Origin of the sequence: Vibrio sp. Y29_XK_CS5 (assembly GCF_024181835.1) — a bacterium.
GTDB classification, from domain to species: Bacteria; Pseudomonadota; Gammaproteobacteria; order Enterobacterales; family Vibrionaceae; genus Vibrio; species Vibrio harveyi.
The window spans coordinates 493676-513279 of the sequence record NZ_JAMZAM010000003.1; the positions used below are offsets into that span (position 1 = coordinate 493676).

At 45.4% G+C, this 19604-nt stretch carries 18 protein-coding genes; 12 read left to right on the forward strand and 6 right to left on the reverse strand.

Annotation, left to right across the window (positions count from 1 at the left end; genetic code table 11):
• Positions 1 to 104 precede the first annotated feature (104 nt).
• Complete coding sequence (gene nhaR / locus NL647_RS16195) at positions 105 to 995, forward strand: transcriptional activator NhaR (RefSeq protein WP_005447920.1); 891 nt, start codon at positions 105 to 107, stop codon at positions 993 to 995.
• Positions 996 to 1122: 127 nt separating this feature from the next.
• The gene (locus NL647_RS16200) at positions 1123 to 1428 is read left to right on the forward strand and encodes a metalloregulator ArsR/SmtB family transcription factor (protein ID WP_005447923.1); all 306 of its coding nucleotides are present in this window, start codon (positions 1123 to 1125) and stop codon (positions 1426 to 1428) included.
• 131 nt (positions 1429 to 1559) lie between these two features.
• On the opposite strand, the gene rpsT is transcribed toward NL647_RS16200, so the two are convergent.
• A complete protein-coding gene (rpsT, locus tag NL647_RS16205; RefSeq protein ID WP_005447926.1) occupies positions 1560 to 1820 on the reverse strand; it encodes a 30S ribosomal protein S20 in 261 nt (86 codons plus the stop codon).
• Positions 1821 to 2114: 294 nt separating this feature from the next.
• Between rpsT and murJ the strand changes: the two genes are divergently transcribed.
• From murJ to ispH, 6 genes are all read left to right on the forward strand, one after another.
• Complete coding sequence (gene murJ / locus NL647_RS16210; RefSeq protein ID WP_005447928.1) at positions 2115 to 3677, forward strand: murein biosynthesis integral membrane protein MurJ; 1563 nt, start codon at positions 2115 to 2117, stop codon at positions 3675 to 3677.
• A gap of 70 nt (positions 3678 to 3747) precedes the next feature.
• Positions 3748 to 4683: a bifunctional riboflavin kinase/FAD synthetase gene (ribF, locus tag NL647_RS16215; protein ID WP_253650394.1), complete on the forward strand. Its 936-nt coding sequence runs from the start codon at positions 3748 to 3750 to the stop codon at positions 4681 to 4683.
• A 64-nt stretch (positions 4684 to 4747) separates the two neighbouring features.
• Positions 4748 to 7576 carry an isoleucine--tRNA ligase gene (ileS, locus tag NL647_RS16220; protein WP_045490851.1) on the forward strand — a complete coding sequence of 943 codons (2829 nt, stop codon included), beginning with the start codon at positions 4748 to 4750 and terminating at the stop codon, positions 7574 to 7576.
• Between the two features lie 73 nt (positions 7577 to 7649).
• A complete protein-coding gene (gene lspA / locus NL647_RS16225) occupies positions 7650 to 8156 on the forward strand; it encodes a signal peptidase II (RefSeq protein ID WP_005440576.1) in 507 nt (168 codons plus the stop codon).
• A gap of 160 nt (positions 8157 to 8316) precedes the next feature.
• Complete coding sequence (gene fkpB / locus NL647_RS16230) at positions 8317 to 8748, forward strand: FKBP-type peptidyl-prolyl cis-trans isomerase (RefSeq protein WP_005447933.1); 432 nt, start codon at positions 8317 to 8319, stop codon at positions 8746 to 8748.
• 24 nt (positions 8749 to 8772) lie between these two features.
• Positions 8773 to 9738 carry a 4-hydroxy-3-methylbut-2-enyl diphosphate reductase gene (gene ispH / locus NL647_RS16235; protein WP_017190109.1) on the forward strand — a complete coding sequence of 322 codons (966 nt, stop codon included), beginning with the start codon at positions 8773 to 8775 and terminating at the stop codon, positions 9736 to 9738.
• Positions 9739 to 9851: 113 nt separating this feature from the next.
• On the opposite strand, the gene btsR is transcribed toward ispH, so the two are convergent.
• The 3 genes from btsR to NL647_RS16250 all read right to left on the reverse strand — a co-directional run bounded on the left by btsR (position 9852) and on the right by NL647_RS16250 (position 13896).
• The gene (gene btsR / locus NL647_RS16240) at positions 9852 to 10580 is read right to left on the reverse strand and encodes a two-component system response regulator BtsR (RefSeq protein WP_017190110.1); all 729 of its coding nucleotides are present in this window, start codon (positions 10578 to 10580) and stop codon (positions 9852 to 9854) included.
• A gap of 32 nt (positions 10581 to 10612) precedes the next feature.
• Entirely contained in the window at positions 10613 to 12283 is a 1671-nt protein-coding gene (locus tag NL647_RS16245) for a sensor histidine kinase (RefSeq protein ID WP_009697640.1), read from the reverse strand.
• Between the two features lie 128 nt (positions 12284 to 12411).
• Positions 12412 to 13896 (reverse strand): carbon starvation protein A, encoded by a 1485-nt coding sequence (locus NL647_RS16250; protein WP_005447938.1) that lies wholly within the window; start codon positions 13894 to 13896, stop codon positions 12412 to 12414.
• 316 nt (positions 13897 to 14212) lie between these two features.
• Here NL647_RS16250 and NL647_RS16255 point away from each other — a divergent pair, with 316 nt between their 5' ends.
• Entirely contained in the window at positions 14213 to 14554 is a 342-nt protein-coding gene (locus NL647_RS16255) for a DUF2799 domain-containing protein (protein ID WP_005425322.1), read from the forward strand.
• Positions 14555 to 14664: 110 nt separating this feature from the next.
• The gene (locus tag NL647_RS16260) at positions 14665 to 14994 is read left to right on the forward strand and encodes a hypothetical protein (RefSeq protein ID WP_009697642.1); all 330 of its coding nucleotides are present in this window, start codon (positions 14665 to 14667) and stop codon (positions 14992 to 14994) included.
• An 86-nt stretch (positions 14995 to 15080) separates the two neighbouring features.
• On the opposite strand, the gene murQ is transcribed toward NL647_RS16260, so the two are convergent.
• Both murQ and NL647_RS16270 read right to left on the reverse strand, forming a co-directional pair.
• Positions 15081 to 16007, reverse strand: a complete 927-nt coding sequence (murQ, locus tag NL647_RS16265) for an N-acetylmuramic acid 6-phosphate etherase (protein WP_005447940.1) — start codon at positions 16005 to 16007, stop codon at positions 15081 to 15083.
• A gap of 64 nt (positions 16008 to 16071) precedes the next feature.
• Positions 16072 to 17184: an anhydro-N-acetylmuramic acid kinase gene (locus NL647_RS16270; protein ID WP_026138182.1), complete on the reverse strand. Its 1113-nt coding sequence runs from the start codon at positions 17182 to 17184 to the stop codon at positions 16072 to 16074.
• 100 nt (positions 17185 to 17284) lie between these two features.
• Between NL647_RS16270 and nagZ the strand changes: the two genes are divergently transcribed.
• Complete coding sequence (gene nagZ, locus NL647_RS16275; RefSeq protein WP_009697644.1) at positions 17285 to 18268, forward strand: beta-N-acetylhexosaminidase; 984 nt, start codon at positions 17285 to 17287, stop codon at positions 18266 to 18268.
• 239 nt (positions 18269 to 18507) lie between these two features.
• The gene (locus tag NL647_RS16280) at positions 18508 to 19581 is read left to right on the forward strand and encodes a 3-deoxy-7-phosphoheptulonate synthase (RefSeq protein WP_005447945.1); all 1074 of its coding nucleotides are present in this window, start codon (positions 18508 to 18510) and stop codon (positions 19579 to 19581) included.
• Positions 19582 to 19604: the final 23 nt, after the last annotated feature.

The window sequence follows — 19604 nt, forward strand, 5'->3', positions numbered from 1 at the left end:
GTAAAACCATATGTTTTGTAGCTTTATGTAGGTTTTGTCGAACTTATTGTTTGTCGGTGTCACATTTGATATAAAAAGTGTCATCTTCTTTATAGGGATTGGCTATGTCACATTTAAACTACAACCACCTTTATTACTTCTGGATGGTGTGTAAACAAGGCTCGGTAACAAAAGCAGCAGATGCGTTATTCCTGACGCCTCAAACGGTTACTGGACAAATTAAAGCACTTGAAGACCGTATGAAGGGGAAGTTGACCAAACGGAATGGACGTACAGTTGAACCAACAGAACTTGGGCAGTTAGTTTTTAAGTATGCCGACCGTATGTTTGGTTTGAGCTACGAAATGCTCGATATTGTTAACTATAGCCAACACTCTAATATCCTTTTCGAAGTCGGCGTCGCCGATGCGCTTTCTAAACGTCTTGTCAGCAAAGTCTTGATGACGACAGTTCCTGAAGACAACAGCATTCATTTACGTTGTTATGAATCAACACACGAGTTGCTGTTGGAGCGCTTGTCACAACATAAACTCGATATGATCCTTTCCGATTGCCCAGTAGATTCGACACAAAGCCCGGGTCTGTACAGTAAGAAGTTGGGTGAAAGTAGTATGAGCTTTTTTGCTTCGTCTGAAATCGCAGGAGTGAGCTTTCCTGAAGTCTTAGAGAAGAAAAAGTTGTTGATCCCGGCAAGCCGAACGGCAATGGGTCGTAAAGTATTGCAGTGGTTTGATCGCCAAGGCTTACAACCGGATGTATTGGGTGAGTTTGACGATGTGGCACTCATGAAAGCTTTTGCACGCTACCGCGATGATGTGATCTTTTTGGCTCCAACAGTTTATATGTCGGAGATTGAAGATGACCGAAACTTACAACTGATTGGTCACGTTGAAGACTTAAAAGAAGAGTACTACGTCATTTTTGCGGAACGAATGATACAACATCCAGCGGTTAAGAACGTATGTGATGCAGATTTTAGCCAAATGTTTGAATGAACACGTTCCGTTGCTCAATTAAATAGATTACTATCGATAAAATTATAACTCGAAATTATAAAATTCTGTAACACACAACAAACTGGCCAGGGTTGGGAAAAGTAAGTTGTAGCTAGAGGTCCAACGCATGAATCTACAAGAAATGGAGAAAAACTCCGCCAAGGCTGTCGTGCTGCTCAAGGCGATGGCAAATGAGAGACGCCTACAAATCCTTTGCATGCTGCATAATCAAGAGCTTTCGGTCGGGGAACTTTGCGCAAAACTAGAGTTGAGTCAGTCGGCATTGTCTCAACACTTAGCGTGGCTTCGTCGTGATGAGTTAGTTGCGACAAGAAAAGAAGCACAAACGGTCTACTACACATTGAAGAGCGATGAAGTGAAAGCGCTAATTCAAACACTTCATGGTCTTTATTGTGCAGAAGCAACCGCGTGATGACAGGTCACAAATTAGAAAAGCTGGCAGTGCCAGCTTTTTTATTATCTTGAATTCGAGTTTTGCTGAATTTTAGGTATAAAAAAACCGGCGTTAGCCGGTTTTTTCTTCACTGTAGAATCAATTCTCTATTATAGAGCTTTGATTTGTGCAGTGAAACGAGACTTATGACGAGCTGCTTTATTCTTGTGAATAAGGCCTTTAGTCGCCATACGGTCTAGGATAGGTGTAACTGCAGCGAATGCAGCAGTTGCAGCTTCTTTGTCGCCTGCTTCGATAGCAGCAACAGTTTTCTTCATGTAAGTACGCATCATTGAGCGACGGCTAGCATTGTGCTGACGACGTTTCTCAGCTTGGATAGCGCGCTTCTTAGCAGATTTACTATTTGCCAAGGGTCTAACTCCCAAAAACTTAGTTCTGTGACAATTTAAGGGCGAGGACTATCCCTCATTTGCGCCTAAATGTCAAATGATTTGTGCAAAAACCCATCGAAGCCAAAACAAGTTTTGGTAAGAAAGGTTATCGCGGTTAAGATGGCGGGGATTCTAACAGCATTTTTAGACCATTGCTAATAATTATCCGCTTAGATCTAACAATAACCGGATATATTTTTAACGCCCATTTGTAGCTTTCAAAGGCTTAGAGGAATAGGGTTGGCTATCTTTTGGTGATATTCCGAGGTTACAGTGAGTAAACGACTGCTCAAGTCTGGCATGATCGTCAGTGCCATGACATTAATTTCGCGCGTCCTAGGTTTAGTTCGTGATGTAGTAGTAGCAAACTTGATGGGGGCAGGCGCAAGTGCCGACGTCTTCTTCTTTGCCAATAAAATTCCTAATTTCTTACGCCGTTTGTTTGCTGAAGGCGCATTTTCTCAAGCTTTCGTTCCTGTATTAACTGAAAGTCACGCACAAGGGGACATGGACAAAACTCGTGAGTTGATTGCTCGTGCTGCTGGTACATTGGGTGTGATTGTCTCTATTGTTACCATCCTTGGTGTTCTTGGCTCTGGCGTCGTGACTGCTTTATTTGGTTTTGGTTGGTTTTTAGACTGGATGCATGGTGGTCCCGCGGCTGAGAAGTTTGAACTTGCCAGCGTAATGCTCAAGATTACCTTTCCTTATTTATGGTTCATCACTTTTGTTGCCTTATCGGGAGCCATTCTCAATACACTAGGTAAGTTTGCGGTTTCTTCTTTTACTCCCGTCTTCCTCAATGTGATGATCATTTTGGCGGCGTGGTTTATCTCTCCGCAGATGTCACAACCTGAGATTGGTCTTGCCATTGGTGTTTTTCTTGGTGGGTTGGTTCAGTTCTTATTTCAAATTCCTTTCCTTATTAAAGCGGGAGTTATGGTCAAGCCAAAATGGGGTTGGCGCGATCCGGGGGTGGTGAAGATCCGTACCTTGATGATTCCTGCTTTATTTGGTGTGTCTGTAAGCCAAATCAATCTACTGTTTGACACTTTTATTGCCAGTTTTCTACAAACCGGTTCAATCAGTTGGTTGTACTATTCCGATCGATTGTTGGAATTCCCGTTAGGCCTGTTTGGTATTGCGATAGCGACGGTGATTCTCCCAGCGTTATCACGTAAGCACGTAGATGCTCACAGTGAAGGCTTTGCACACACCATGGATTGGGGTATTCGTATGGTGACCTTACTGGGAATCCCAGCAATGCTTGGCTTAATGGTACTGGCGAAGCCGATGCTAATGGTGCTGTTCATGCGTGGTGAGTTTTCTCCGCAGGATGTGCATCAAGCTTCTCTCTCTTTATTAGCGTATGCTTCTGGCTTGCTTAACTTTATGCTGATCAAAGTTCTTGCTCCGGGTTACTACTCTCGTCAAGACACGAAAACGCCAGTGAAATACGGCATTATTGCGATGCTAACTAACATGGTATTCAATGCGATCTTTGCTTATTTCTATGGCTATGTTGGTCTGGCTATCGCGACTGCGCTCTCTGCTTTTGTAAATATGGCATTACTCTACCGTGGTCTCCATATCGCAGGTGTGTACCAAGTGACCAAACGTACAGTCCTCTTTATTATACGTTTGATGATCGCGGGAGCTGCGATGGTTGCGGCTATTTTGTGGCAGCTAGAAGACATGTCGGTATGGTTAGATTGGAGCTTTGCTCATCGCAGTGGCGTATTAGGAATGCTGATTGCGCTTGGTGCAGGTGTTTACCTAGCCGTCGTGTTTTTACTCGGTGTACGTTTAAAAGACCTAAAAGCTGGGACAGAATAAGGTTGATTGGTATATAATCCGTCAGTTTCACACAGTGCAAAGTAAAAACAGAGGCATAAAGCAGTATCCAATGGAACTGATTAGAGGCATTCACAATATCAAGTCGCACCATCATGGGTGCGTGCTGACTATTGGCAATTTCGATGGCGTGCATAGAGGTCATCAACAAGTATTGCAGCAAGTGTCTGAACAAGCGGAGAAACTTTCGTTACCTTCGATTGTGATGACCTTTGAACCTCAGCCGATGGAGCTGTTTGCTCGAGATAAGGCACCTGCGAGGTTAACGCGACTGCGTGATAAGTTTGTTCAGCTGAGTAAGCTCGACATCGATCGTCTGCTGTGTGTTAACTTCAATCGTCATTTTGCTGACCTTACGGCGGAAGAGTTTATCCGTGACTTGTTGGTTGGTCGATTGGGTGTTAAGTTTCTTGTCATTGGTGATGATTTCTGTTTCGGCAAAGGTCGAACAGGAAACTTTGCAATGTTACAAGAAGCGGGGGAAAAGTACGGCTTTGAAGTCGTGAGTACCCAAAGCTTTTGTTTACAGCAATTACGAGTGAGTAGCACGGCTATTCGTAAAGCGCTGGCTCGTGATGATTTGCATTCCGCGCAAGAGATGCTGGGAAGAGATTACAGCATCAGCGGTCGTGTTTCTCATGGAAGAAAGCTAGGTCGAACCATTGGGTTCCCTACTGCAAATATTCCTTTGAAACGCTGTGTTTCTCCGGTTTCCGGAGTTTATGTTGTTCAAGCGCTTGGCTTAGGAGATAAGCCAGTTGGCGGTGTCGCTAATATTGGTCAACGACCAACAGTAAATGGTGTTCGCCAGCAGTTAGAAGTACACTTATTCGACTTTCACGCTAATTTATATGGCAAGCAGCTAGAAGTGGAACTTTTGCACAAACTTCGAGATGAGCAAAAGTTTGAGTCGTTTGAAGCACTTAAACAACAAATCGAATTGGATGCTGAAGCAGCAAGGGTGTGGCTGCGTCAGCTTGAGCGTTGAGCGGTTTATTCCACCGTGCAACATAATGTCTAATTTTCGCCCAATATAACGGAATTAAGAATCGATGAGTGAGTATAAAGATACCCTGAACTTACCTGAAACAGGGTTTCCAATGCGCGGCAACCTGGCCAATCGTGAGCCAGAAATGCTTAAGCGTTGGTACAAAGAAGATCTTTACGGTGAAATCCGTAAAGCTAAGAAAGGCAAAAAGTCATTCGTACTGCACGATGGCCCTCCTTACGCGAACGGTGACATTCACATTGGTCACGCACTAAACAAGATTCTTAAAGACATTATTATTAAATCCAAAACACTTTCAGGTTTTGACGCACCTTACATCCCAGGCTGGGACTGTCACGGTCTACCAATCGAATTGATGGTAGAGAAGAAAGTTGGCAAACCAGGACAAAAAGTGACAGCTGCTGAGTTCCGCGAGAAATGTCGTGAGTACGCGGCCGGTCAGGTTGAAGGTCAGAAAGAGAGCTTCAAGCGTCTTGGTATCATGGGTGAGTGGGACAAGCCATACCGCACTATGGATTTCGCAACTGAAGCGAACATCATTCGTGCTCTTGGTAAGATCGCAAGCAAAGGTCACCTACTGAAAGGTTTTAAACCAGTTCACTGGTGTACAGACTGTGGTTCAGCTCTTGCTGAAGCAGAAGTTGAGTACAAAGATAAAGTATCGCCATCTATCGACGTTCGTTTTAAAGCGGCTGACGAAGCGGCACTGCTATCTAAGTTTGAACTGACAGAAGGTCATGAAGGTCAAGGTGACGTGTCTATCGTTATCTGGACAACAACGCCTTGGACGCTGCCTGCAAACCGCGCAGTATGTCTACGTGATGATCTAGAATACGTACTTATCCAAACAGAAGGCGACAACGCTGAGCGTATTATCGTTGCTGCTGAGCTAGCGAAAGACGTAATGGATCGTGCTGGTATCGAGCACTTCCACAACCTAGGCTTTGCAAAAGGTGCGGATCTAGAGCTTTCTCAGTTCCAACACCCATTCTACGATTTCACAGTACCGGCGATCCTTGGTGATCACGTTACAACTGATTCAGGTACTGGTGTTGTTCACACTGCTCCTGGTCATGGTCAAGAAGACTTTGCGGTTGGTAACAAGTACAACCTAGAAGTAGCAAACCCAGTTGGTTCAAACGGCGTTTACCTACCAGATACAGAGCTATTTGCTGGTCAGCACGTATTTAAAGCGAACGATGCAGTAGTAGAAGTACTAAAAGAAAAAGGTGCACTACTACACCACCACGCTTACGAGCACAGTTACCCACATTGTTGGCGTCATAAGACTCCAATCATCTTCCGTGCAACACCTCAATGGTTCGTCTCTATGGACCAAGCTGGCCTACGTGCTAAAGCACTAGAGTCAATCAAGAATGTTGAGTGGATGCCTGAGTGGGGTCAAAGCCGTATCGAAGGTATGATCGAAGGTCGCCCAGAGTGGTGTATCTCTCGTCAACGTACTTGGGGTGTGCCAATTGCTCTGTTCGTTCACAAAGAAACAGCAGAACTTCATCCAAACACACTAGAGCTTATCGAGAAGGTTGCTCTGTTGGTTGAAGAGAAAGGCATTCAAGCGTGGTGGGATGTTGATTCAGCAGAACTACTAGGTGACGAAGCAGACCAGTACGAAAAAGTACTAGATACGCTAGACGTATGGTTCGATTCTGGTGTAACACACTTCTCTGTTGTTGATGCTCGTGAAGAGTACAACGGCAACAGTGCAGACCTATACCTAGAAGGTTCTGACCAACACCGCGGTTGGTTCCAGTCTTCTCTAATTTCATCTATCGCGATGAAAGATGAAGCGCCTTACAAACAAGTACTGACACACGGTTTCGTGGTTGATGGTCACGGTCGTAAGATGTCGAAATCTATCGGTAACGTGGTTGCGCCAAAAGACGTAACTAATAAGCTAGGTGCTGACATTCTTCGCCTATGGGTTGCATCTACTGACTACACTGGTGAAGTTGCGGTTTCTGATGAAATCCTAAAACGCAGCGCAGATGCGTACCGTCGTATCCGTAACACAGCGCGTTTCTTCCTAGCTAACCTGAGCGGCTTCAACCCAGAAACAGACATCGTTCCTGTTGAAGAGATGGTTGCGCTAGATCGCTGGGCTGTTGGTCGTGCGCTAGCAGCACAAGAAGAGATTGTTAAAGCGTACGAAGAGTACAACACACACGGTGTAACTCAGCGTCTAATGCAATTCTGTTCAATCGAAATGGGCTCTTTCTACCTAGACGTAATTAAAGACCGTCAGTACACAGCAAAACGTGGCGGTAACGCTCAACGTAGCTGTCAGACAGCACTTTACTACATCGTAGAAGCGCTAGTTCGTTGGATGGCGCCAATCATGTCGTTCACTGCAGATGAAATCTGGAACGAAATGCCAGGCGAGCGCGACAAGTTCGTATTCACTGGTGAGTGGTTCGATGGCCTATTCGGTCTTGCTGAAGGTGAAGAGCTGAACAACGAATTTTGGACTGAGATCCAAGCGGTTCGTGGTGCAGTAAACAAACTTCTAGAAGATGCGCGTAAAGAGAAAACCATCGGTGGTGCACTACAAGCTGAAGTGACGCTATTTGCTGATGACGCTCTAGCGGCGAAAATCAACAAGCTAGAAGATGAACTGCGCTTTGTTCTACTAACTTCTGCTGCGAAAGTTAAGTCTCTAAGTGAGAAGACTGATGCAGCACAAGCGACAGATATCGAAGGCTTGTTTGTTGAAGTGGCAGCCGCTGAAGGCGAGAAGTGTGACCGTTGTTGGCACCACACGCCAGACGTAGGCACAATCGAAGGTCACGAGAAGATCTGTGGTCGTTGTGTGTCTAACGTTGACGGCGAAGGTGAAGTACGTAAATTCGCGTAATTACCCAGTACAACTGAACTTTTTTTAAAATTAACAGCCCCAGTATTTACTGGGGCTGTTTGTAGGTAAAGTAATGAGTGAAAAAGCACTGACGTTAAAGCAATCTGGAGTTCGCTGGCTGTGGTTAGCAATTCTGGTATTTATTGCAGATATTGGCATCAAATTGGTGGTGATGGACAACATGGGCTACGGATGGGCAAACCGAATTGAGGTGCTGCCATTCTTCAACCTACTTTATGTTCATAACTACGGTGCAGCATTCAGCTTCTTGAGCGATCAAGCGGGTTGGCAGCGCTGGTTGTTCACAGGTATCGCGTTTGTTGTTACAGGTCTTTTGACCTACTGGATGAGCAAGCTTCCAGCGAAAGAAAAATGGAACAACATCGCTTACGCACTGATTATTGGTGGTGCAGTGGGCAACGTGTTTGACCGTGTTGTTCATGGCTTTGTTGTTGATTACCTAGACTTCTTCTGGGGGAACTACCATTGGCCTGCATTCAACCTTGCAGATACAACTATCTGTATTGGTGCGGCAATGATCATTCTTGATGGCTTCCGCAAAAAGGATGCTGACAAGTAATCTTTTGCGATATATCGAATAACCCTAAGCGTCGTCCGTTGATTCGGACGACGCTTTTTATTATGTTGGAGCGCAATCCGCGTATCTCCGTACAATAAAAGTAATCACGGTGAGTGATCATATAGAGCGCTGGAAAACCCAAGAACAAGGAAGCAGTAACGTGACAACAATAAATCAAGATTCAGCAGTAACACTGCATTTCACCATCAAAATGCAAGATGGCTCTGTAGCGGACAGCACACATAACATGGGCAAGCCTGCTAAGTTCGTGATGGGCGACGGCAGCTTAAGTGAGAACTTTGAGCAGTGCCTATTAGGCTTGCAAGTAGGTGAACAAAAGGCAATTGAACTAAAAGCGGCTGACGCTTTTGGCATGCCAAATCCAGACCATATCCACCATATGGATCGCACTAAATTTGTGGGCGAAGCGGAAGTTGAAGTCGGCACTATTATGGCGTTCAGTGGTCCCGATGGTATGGAAATCCCAGGCATCATTACTGAGATTGCTGGCGACTCAGTAACAGTGGACTTCAACCATCCACTCGCGGGACAAGACGTGACTTTCGAAGTCGAAATTTTGTCAGTAGAATAGCGAACCAAATAAAAGATAACTTCCATGAGCAATGAAATGAAAATCCTGTTAGCTAACCCACGTGGTTTCTGTGCTGGTGTTGACCGCGCGATTAGCATCGTAGAACGTGCGCTAGAGATGTATCAGCCACCTATCTATGTTCGACATGAAGTAGTGCACAACCGCTTTGTGGTTGAAGGTTTAAAACAGCGTGGTGCTATCTTCGTTGAAGAACTGCACGAAGTGCCAGACAACAACATTGTGATTTTCTCCGCTCATGGTGTATCTCAAGCGGTTCGCCAAGAAGCGAAGTCTCGTGATTTAACTGTGTTTGATGCGACCTGTCCGCTGGTAACCAAAGTACATATGGAAGTAGCACGTGCAAGCCGTCGCAATATGGAAGTGGTATTGATCGGTCACGCTGGTCATCCAGAGGTGGAAGGCACAATGGGTCAGTATTCCAGTGATACAGGCGGTATGTACCTTGTGGAAACACCAGCGGATGTTGAGAAGCTAAAAGCGATCGTAAAGGATCCATCTGATCTACACTACGTGAGCCAAACGACACTGTCTGTTGATGAAACCGCTGACGTAATTGAAGAGCTACGCCGCGTATTCCCAGACATTCAAGGTCCTCGTAAAGATGACATCTGTTACGCGACGCAAAACCGTCAAGATGCTGTGCGTGAGCTTTCTGCTGACGTAGATGTGATGGTTGTTGTAGGTTCAAAGAATTCATCAAACTCAACGCGTTTAAAAGAGCTCGCTGAAAAGCTAGGTACGCCAGGATACCTAACAGATTGTCCTGAAGACATTAAGCCTGAATGGTTTGAAGGTAAAGGCAAGGTTGGTGTGACTGCTGGTGCATCTGCGCCTGAAGAGCTGGTTAATCAAATCCTAGATCGCATCAAAGAGTTGGTTGGGGCGCAAGCCGTAGATGAAGTGCTTGGTCGCGAAGAAAACATGTTCTTCGAAGTACCAAAAGAGCTACAAATCAAGCAAGTTGATTAAGGCGATGAAAATATGCAAAAGGCGACCAGAAGGTCGCCTTTTTTGATTGTGTGGTTTCTATCTACTCGTGATGGTTTATACCCAGCCATTTCGGGGGTATTTTGGTATATACCCTAATGACTAATGCCGAGTAGCTCTTTGAGTACTTTTAAGTAGCGGCGGCTCACGGGGATCTCAAAGCCTGTTTTGGTAATGATTTCTGCCAGCCCGTTTTCTAATAGCTTAATCTCGCTGATGGCTTTAATACTTACGAGATACTGTCGATGACAACGTACCAGTGGCGTTTTCTCTTCCAAGATTTTCAGGGTCAATTGAGTACTTGCGGTTTGGCTGGTGGAGCGCACATGTACACCGCTAATATCACTGTAAGCACACTCAACTGTCTCCGTCGCCATGATCACTATGCGGTTGTGCCCAATACATGGAATTTGGTCGAGGTTTTCTGGTGCGATGGCTGACAGTTGCTGAGTGAGCGCAGATTGACTCATCACCTTGCTAAGGCGTTTGACGGTTTTGGTCAAACGACATGGATCAACGGGCTTGAGTAAATAATCGAAGGCATTGTCTTCAAAGGCTTGAATAGCGTATTGATCATAAGCTGTCACAAACACCACGTAAGGCATAGTTTCTGGGTCTAACATTCCCAGCAGCTCAATGCCCGTCACCTGAGGCATTTGGATGTCGAGAAACACCACATCTGGTTTCAGCTCATTGATTTTCTTCAGTCCCATGATGGCGTTTGACGCGTCGCCAATCACCTCAATTTGACCCGTTTCATCCAATAGCTCTGCCAACTCTTCACGAGCAAACTGTTCATCATCAATGACGAGGGCGGTTAACATCCAAGATTACCTTTTGTGCGTTTTCATTGCGCTTATCGCGAGTGGGGAATGATAAAACTCATTTTAGTAAATTGATGCTGCTGAGAGGTAATTTTTAGCGCTGAATCACGCCCAAATTGATTCGACAAGCGCTTATCGACGATTTCCATACCCAAACCAGAATGATTCTCTTTTGGCGGCTTATAACTACCTGCGTTGTCCTCAACCGTTATCAGCGCACCTTGAGGGTGTGCTTGGCTATAAATCTTCACTTTTCCTCCCTCTAACATATTAGAAACACCATGCTTGATGGCATTTTCGACCAGAGGTTGAAGAGTAAAACTCGGCAGCTTGATATCCAGTAATTCTGGTTCAATATCAATCTCAACTTCTAGGCGATCGGTAAAACGTGCTTTTTCGATCGATAAGTAGGAATTCACGTGCGCCAATTCTTCTTTTAGCGTCACTGTATTGATGTTCTGCTTTAAGTTACTGCGGAAGAAATGAGACAGATTTTGGATCAGTTCTCGTGCTTTGTCAGGATCACGACGAGTGATGGCACTAATGGTATTTAACGCGTTAAACAAGAAATGTGGATTCACCTGAGCATGCAGCAGTTTGATTTCTGCCTGAGCCAGTAGAGTTTGTTGCTGCTGATAATCACCATACAAGATTTGGCTTGAAAGAAGCTGAGCAATCCCTTCTGCCATTGACATATTCGCAGTAGAGAACAGTTTGCGTTTTGGTTCATAAAGCTTAATGGTTCCCACCACCTCTTTGCCTGCACGCAGAGGAATTATCAATGCAGAGCCCAACTTACAGTCTTGTGCTAATGAGCATTGATACGGTCGTTCGCTACCATCAAGGTAGATGATGTCGTTCTTTTCCATCGAATCTAGCGTGCTTTGCGATGAAATAGGAGTATTTGGCTTATGGTGATCATCGCCGATACCAACGAAAGCTAGGATCTTTTCTTGGTCGGTGATCGCGACGGCACCTACTTTGGTTTCGTCGTAGATGATGCGGGCGATTTTGTCTGCATTCTCACTGTTAAAGCCGGTACTTAGAATACCAACTGAGCGATCGGCGATGCTTAATGCTCGGCGGGAGAAGGTGGCTGAGTATTTTTCGAAAATGGTTTTACGGTCTTGCAGGATACTCATAAACAGTGCCGCACCAACCGAGTTAGCAATGATCATTGGAGCGGCAATCGCTGAGACAAGCGCATAGGCTTGGTCGAAAGGTTTGGCTACAGCGAGTAACAGAATCATCTGCACAATTTCTGCTACAAAAGTGACACTGAATACCACGCTTGGATTGAACAGCATGGCTCCCTTGTTACGCTTTATAAGGTAGACATGCAGCAAGCCGCCAATCAAGCCTTCAGCCGTGGTAGAAATTGCGCAGGCTAAATCGGTAAAACCGCCAAGTGTGTAGCGGTGAATACCACCGGTTAACCCCACAGCAAAACCGACCACAGGACCACCAAACAACCCACCCATCACAGCACCAATGGCACGCGTATTGGCGATAGCATCGTTAATATGCAAGCCGAAGTAGGTGCCGAGAATACAAAAGCCAGAGAAGAGTACATAACAAATGAGCCGATGACTGAGGCGAGAGGAGATACTCAGCAGGGGCAAAATGATCGGCGTTTTACTCAGCATGTAAGCCAGCACTAAGTAAACACACATTTGTTGTAAAAGGGAGATGACCAGTTCCATAGCGAACCTAACCTAAAAATGATGTTGTTATTGTAACGTAGAAGAGAAACAAAAAGAGCCTGCGGTGGGCAGGCTCTTGGTTTTATCCAGTCATTGATAATGAATCGGTTAGCAAGCGAAGGTATTCATTATGCAGTTTCTGAAGCAGCTTGTGGTTTCTCTTCGTCAGCAAGCTCAGTCTCACCTTTACCTTTAGAGATTTTAATTACGTAGCCAGCAGCGGCTAGTGAGAACAAAATACCTGCGATGGTCGAGATTTGCATTGGCAGGCCAAAGCCTAATGTACTGTTGTTTAGAATGAACGTAACACACACGGTTGTCATGAAGACCGCTGGGACAGTCGTGATCCAGTGGAACTTGTTATGGCGCAGTAGGTAAGCCGATGCAGTCCAAAGCATCATTACTGCTGTTGTTTGGTTTGCGAAGCCGAAGTAGCGCCAGATGATACCGAAATCTACTTGAGTCAAAACGCCACCGATAACGAATAGTGGTACAGCCATTAGAAGGCGATTACGTAGTGTTTTTTGTTCCATACCGAAGTATTCAGCAAGAATCAGACGGCTAGAGCGGAATGCTGTGTCACCTGATGTGATTGGCAGAATTACAACACCAAGGAAGGCAATCACACCACCGAATACACCTAGTAGACCAAATGAAGCACTGTATACCACGTTACCAGGACCGCCGTTTTTCACTGCTTCTGCAAGACCGTCAAGCGTACCGAAGAAAGACAGAGCGATAGCACACCAGATTAACGCGATAACACCTTCACCAATCATCGCACCGTAGAATACGAAGCGACCGTTTTTCTCGTTTTCCATACAACGAGCCATCAGTGGTGACTGAGTTGCGTGGAAGCCAGAGATAGCGCCACATGCGATAGTGATAAACAGTGCTGGCCATAGAGGCATGTCGTTAGGGTTCAAGTTAGTGAACATATCGCTTACTTGGAAATCACCCATCACTGTGTGTTCGCTAGAAAACGCGACAGCTGTCATCAGACCAACAGACATGAAGATCAGTAGTGCGCCAAACAGTGGGTAGAAGCGACCAATGATTTTATCAACTGGAACAATTGTAGCGATGATGTAGTAAGCGAAAATCAATACAACCATCGTTGTCATGCTGACGCTTAGGCTAGTTTGGTCGTTAATTAGGTTCGTGATCATGCCAGCAGGCGCAGATACGAATACCACACCAACAAGAAGCAGCAGGACAATGGCAAAGATGTTCATAAAGTGTTTTGCGCCATTACCTAGGTAGCGACCTGTAATCGTTGGTACTGATGCACCACCATTACGAACAGAAAGCATGCCTGAGAAGTAATCGTGTACTGCACCTGCAAAGATACAACCTACAACAATCCACAACATAGCGGCAGGACCGTATAGGGCACCCATGATTGGACCGAAAATAGGACCAACACCAGCAATGTTGAGTAGTTGAACAAGGTAAACGCGTTTGGTTGACATTGGAACGTAGTCAACACCGTCGGTTTTTGTATGGGCAGGAGTTTGGCGATTCTCATTGATACCGAAAACTTTCTCAACGAAAGCACCGTAGATGAAGTATCCGCCGATAAGGGCTGCGACACAGGTTAGAAACCACATCATAGCAATTGTCCTTGGTTTATTAGGTAGGGTAATTTTTTAAGCTCAGGATGTATGGTATTCGCCTCTTTTGTTAAGTGCATTCGCTCAGTGGATGAGTGGTCGAATAGAGAAGCGAGTGGTCGATATAAAGATTAAGTGGTTTTATCGTTTGCTTAGTGGTAGCACGATGGGCTAAGTGGTTCTATTCACCATTGAGTGGCTGTGATTAAGGGTAAGTGGTTACCTCAAGAGTTAAGTGGCGAAATCGACAGATAAGCGGCACATTACGGGCTTTAGTGGTAAGCTTGTTTGGAAAACAACTAGTTAAGGAAGAATCATGAAAAAGGCAACGTTAGGTTTGGCGCTGGCTTTATTGGCAGGCTGTGCGGCGACCACGGAAGAATTAGCGCAATCTGGTGATTGGTATCAGATCGGTTATCAAGATGGCATTGCAGGGCATACTTCTCGTACGGTGAAAGAACTCAATCAACTCGGTAATGCTAAGCAAGGTGACTACGACCAAGGTTATCTCGAAGGGGTGACGGAATACTGTAATCCTGATTTCGCTTACCAGATGGGATTGTCTGGTCAGTACTATGAAGGTGTATGCGAAGGCACACCACAAGCGCAGAAGTTTCGAATGGAATGGCAACGCGGTTGGAACGAATACAGTAACTAGTTCTGTTTCATAATCAAGACAGCAATTTGCCTTGTTAATCTTCTGACATTTGAATTTTATCGCTTTGATGTACTGATATGATTAGATTCAATCAGAAGTGAAATAGAAGCATGAAAAAAGTCTTTTTGGTCGTATTAGCACTGTTCCCTTTGACCGTTGGCGCAACCAATGTATTGAAAGAGTCGATCAAGGTGAAGCGAAAGTATGACCATGACAAGCATCATATAACCAACACCATCAATCACACTAAGCGTAATATCAAAGAGATCACCGATGGCACTTATGTGGAGAACCAGGTTAAGCGCAAGGTAAACAATACCACTAGCAAGTACACCAATAAGGTCGACCGTGTGAAAAACATGACGAATCCTGATCAAATCAAGCGCAAAGCGAATGACAAGCTTAACCAAGAATTTGATGAGTGGCTATATGAAGACTGATTCTTGATATCAGAATAAGAAAGGAGACCTTGAGGTCTCCTTTTTGTTTTTCTTGTGTTGGTCAATCTGGTTAACCATCTCACCCGTCATTTTGGCTGGTGACTTTCAACGGCTTTACGTAAGAAGCCATCTTGATGATGCAGATGCGCACGAGCTGAATCGATATCAAGATCGGTCAGGATCATCAAGATCGCCAGTTTTACTTCATAGTCTGTTTGCTTAAGTACTTCGGTTGCTTGTTCTTTGCTGCAATCGGTCGCTTGCATAACGATGCGTGCGGCGCGCGCTACCAGTTTGTTGTTGGTCGCTTTCACGTCGACCATCAGGTTTTGATAACTCTTACCTAAACGGATCATGCTCGCTGTGGTCAGCATATTCAGAACCAGCTTCTGCGCGGTTCCTGATTTTAAACGTGTTGAACCGGTTAAAGCTTCAGGACCTACGACAGGACAAATGGCGATGCTAGCGATCTCTGCAATTGGTGAGTCTGGGTTGCAAGACAGTGCCACTGTCGTCGCACCTATCTCGTTGGCGTACTCCAAACCACCAATCACGTAAGGTGTGCGTCCACTAGCGGCGATGCCGACCACGACATCATGATGAGTGAACTCGATGTCTTTCAAATCTTGTTCACCTAAAATTGGAGAGTCTTCTGCGCCTTCTTTCGCTTTGAGGATGGCTTCTGGACCACCTGCAATCAAGCCAACCACCATCTTGTCAGACACACCAAATGTTGGTGGGCATTCTGATGCATCAAGCACCCCTAAACGACCACTGGTGCCTGCGCCCATGTAAACCAAACGACCGCCTACCTTAAATGCGTCGGTGATTTTATCTACCGCGAGGGCGATCTCCGGCAACGCTTTCTCAACGGCAAGTGGAACGAGTTTGTCTTGTTGATTAAGACGTTGAACAATATCCAGAGATGGTAATAAGTCGATGTCCATCGTATCTGGGTTGCGACCTTCTGAAACAAGGTGAGCGAGAGCGGCAATAAGCGCGTCATTTGTCATAGTGATTTAAGCCTTTTGAATACTGAATTCGTTTCATCTTTAAGCTGTATTTAGGACAACTCATTTAGTTTTTAGGATAGAGCACACCGAGTGAAGCAAGACGACTTGCCCCTGTCACTTCTGGCAAGTTGCTTGGCAATCCATGAACGTGGCGCTGTGCAAGCCAAGCAAAAGCCATGGCTTCCATATAGTCTCCGTCGACACCCTTGTCGTTGGTTGTTGCGACTTGCCACTGAGGGAGAAGGGCTGCCAAACGTTGCATCAATAGTGGGTTTCTTGCTCCACCACCACACACTAAAAGCTGAGGCTTTTGACCATGAGTGAACTTTTCCACTTCGACAGCAATGGTCATTGCCGAGTATTCGCAAAGTGTGCGTTGTACATCTTGTACAGAGACACGGTGATTCGTTAGCTGTTGATGTAACCAATCGATATTGAACAGTTCTCGCCCTGTGCTTTTAGGCGGTGGCATCGCAAGATAAGGAGCCTCCAACAGTTGAGCCAGTAAAGCTGCATTGATCTTACCTTGCAGAGCAAATTGGGCGTCTTTGTCGAAGCCTTGTCCAGTATTCTGCTCACACCATGCGTCCATCAACATATTACCCGGACCGGTGTCATAACCAATCACCGGCTGCTCGGGATGTAATACAGAGATATTGGCAATACCACCGATGTTAAGCACTACCGTTGTGGAGTCTTGCATCGCAAAGATGCTTTTGTGAAACGCAGGAACAAGTGGTGCACCTTGTCCACCTAGCGCCATGTCTTTGCGTCGAAAATCTGCCACGGTATCAATACCGGTTTTGACCGCAATGATGTTGGCATCACCCAGTTGAGTAGTGAAGGGCAGATCGCCAGTTGGCTGGTGGAAAACGGTTTGACCATGATTGCCAATGGCTCGGACTTGCTCAGCGGAATAGCCAGATTTATTCAGTAGTTGTAATACGGCATCGGCAAACAAATGCCCGAGTTGGTGGTCCAGTTCGCCAAGTGCTTTCAGGTTAGTGTCTTGTCCTGTGCAAATCGACAGAAGCATTTGTTTAATGTGAGGCGGCATTGGGTAATCATCGTGCGCAATTAGGCAAACATGGTCATTTTCAATTTCTACCAGTGCCGTATCCACACCGTCCATGCTGGTTCCAGACATTACGCCAATGTACAGATTGTTAAGATTCACAGCCGATTCCGTCAATTCTTCGATTCACTTATTGTAAAGCAATTCTGAAGCGAATAACCTCATCGAATACGAGATATTCAGCCGATTTTGAGGAGAAACAATGGGACCGTTATGGGTTGATGTTGCAGGCTACGAACTGACTGCAGAAGACAGAGAAATTTTGGAACATCCAACGGTTGGTGGTTTGATTTTATTTACACGTAACTACCACGACAGCAAGCAGCTTCAAGCTCTTACCCAGTCTATCCGTAAAGCGGCGAAACGTCCGATTTTGATTGGTGTTGACCAAGAGGGCGGGCGCGTTCAGCGTTTCCGTGAAGGCTTCTCTCTCATTCCAGCGGCTGACGAATATGCCAAGCACCAAAATAGTGAGGAACTGGCACGCATGGGTGGTTGGTTGATGGCCGCAGAGCTGATAGCTCATGACATTGACCTAAGTTTCGCGCCTGTGCTGGATAAAGGCCATCAGTGTAAAGCGATCGGCAGTCGAGCTTTTGGTGAGGATATGGACACAATTTTGCGTCACAGTTCTGCTTACATGCATGGCATGAAGAGTGTCGGTATGGCAACAACAGGTAAGCACTTTCCTGGTCATGGCGGTGTGATTGCTGATTCACATCTAGAGACTCCGTACGATGAGCGCAGTGATATCTTTGAGCAAGATATGGCTATTTTCAAAGCGCAAATCGATTCCGGCATCTTAGATGCGATGATGCCTGCTCATGTCATTTTCCCCAATTATGATGATCAACCTGCAAGTGGTTCAGAGTACTGGTTAAAACAAATCTTGCGCCAACAACTTGGTTTTAAAGGTTTGATCTTCTCTGATGATTTGACCATGGAAGGTGCCGCAATTATGGGTGGTCCTGCCCAGCGAGGCATACAGGCATTAAAAGCAGGTTGTGACATGCTATTAGTTTGTAACAAGCGCGATGCACAGGTGGAAGTACTCGATAACCTGCCAATTACTTCCGTTCCTCTTGCTGATGCCTTGCTGAAAAAACAAAACTTTACACTAAGCGAGTTAAAATTGTCTCAAGAGTGGAAAGACGCTACTGAAGCCATGAAGCGATTGATTGGTTAGCCATGTAAACCTTGAGTATTGGTTTACTTGGGGGGATACGTAAACTGTCGAAAACACCTATTTTAAGCCGAAGTGCCCTGCATTTCGGCTTTTTCTTTGTGTGTAAATTTAAGTTTACATTAAATGTTTTTTATTGTGTACGCTTGTATTTCTTTTGTAGCCTGTTATCTTGTCGATAAAGCTTAGTTGTCTCACCAAGGAATTGGTTGAGTGTAAACAAAAATATACAGGTCGAAGTTATGCAAAGAAGTGAATTGAGCAACATCAACATCAGCGAAGAACAAGTACTGATCACGCCTGAGGAGCTAAAAGTTAAGCTTCCTTTGAGTGAAAAGGCACGTCGTTTCATTCAAGAGTCTCGTCAAACCATCGCTGACATCATTCACAAGAAAGATCATCGTCTGCTTGTTGTATGTGGACCATGTTCTATTCATGACGTAGAGGCAGCGAAGGACTACGCTAAGCGCCTAAAAGCCCTTTCAGAACAACTAAGCGACCAACTGTATATTGTAATGCGTGTTTACTTTGAAAAACCTCGAACCACGGTTGGTTGGAAAGGTTTGATCAATGACCCACACCTAGATGGTAGCTTCGACATTGAACATGGTTTGCATGTTGGTCGTGAACTGCTGGTTGAATTGGCAGAGATGGAAATCCCGCTAGCAACAGAAGCTCTTGATCCAATCAGCCCACAATACCTTGCGGATACTTTTAGCTGGGCGGCGATCGGTGCTCGCACTACGGAGTCACAAACTCACCGCGAGATGGCAAGTGGTCTTTCTATGCCTATTGGTTTTAAGAATGGTACGGATGGTAGCTTGGCAACTGCTGTTAACGCGATGCAAGCGGCTTCTTCTAGTCATCGTTTCATGGGAATTAACCGTGAAGGCCAAGTGGCACTGCTAACGACACAAGGCAACCCAAATGGTCATGTCATTTTACGTGGAGGTAAGCAAACCAACTACGATTCAGTATCAGTGACTGAATGTGAGCAAGAGATGGCGAAGTCTGGTCTCGATGCTTCGCTGATGGTGGACTGTAGCCATGCGAACTCGCGTAAAGATTACCGTCGTCAACCATTGGTCGCAGAAGATGTGATTCATCAAATCCGTGAAGGAAACAAGTCAATCATTGGCTTGATGATCGAGAGCCATATCAATGAAGGTAATCAATCTTCTGACCTGCCACTCGAAGAGATGAAATACGGCGTATCGATCACCGACGCATGTATCAATTGGGATTCAACTGAGGCACTATTACGTCATGCACACGAAGAGCTGGTGCCTTTCTTAGAGAATCGTCTAAAAGGCTAACAACACGGGATTTAAGGAACATC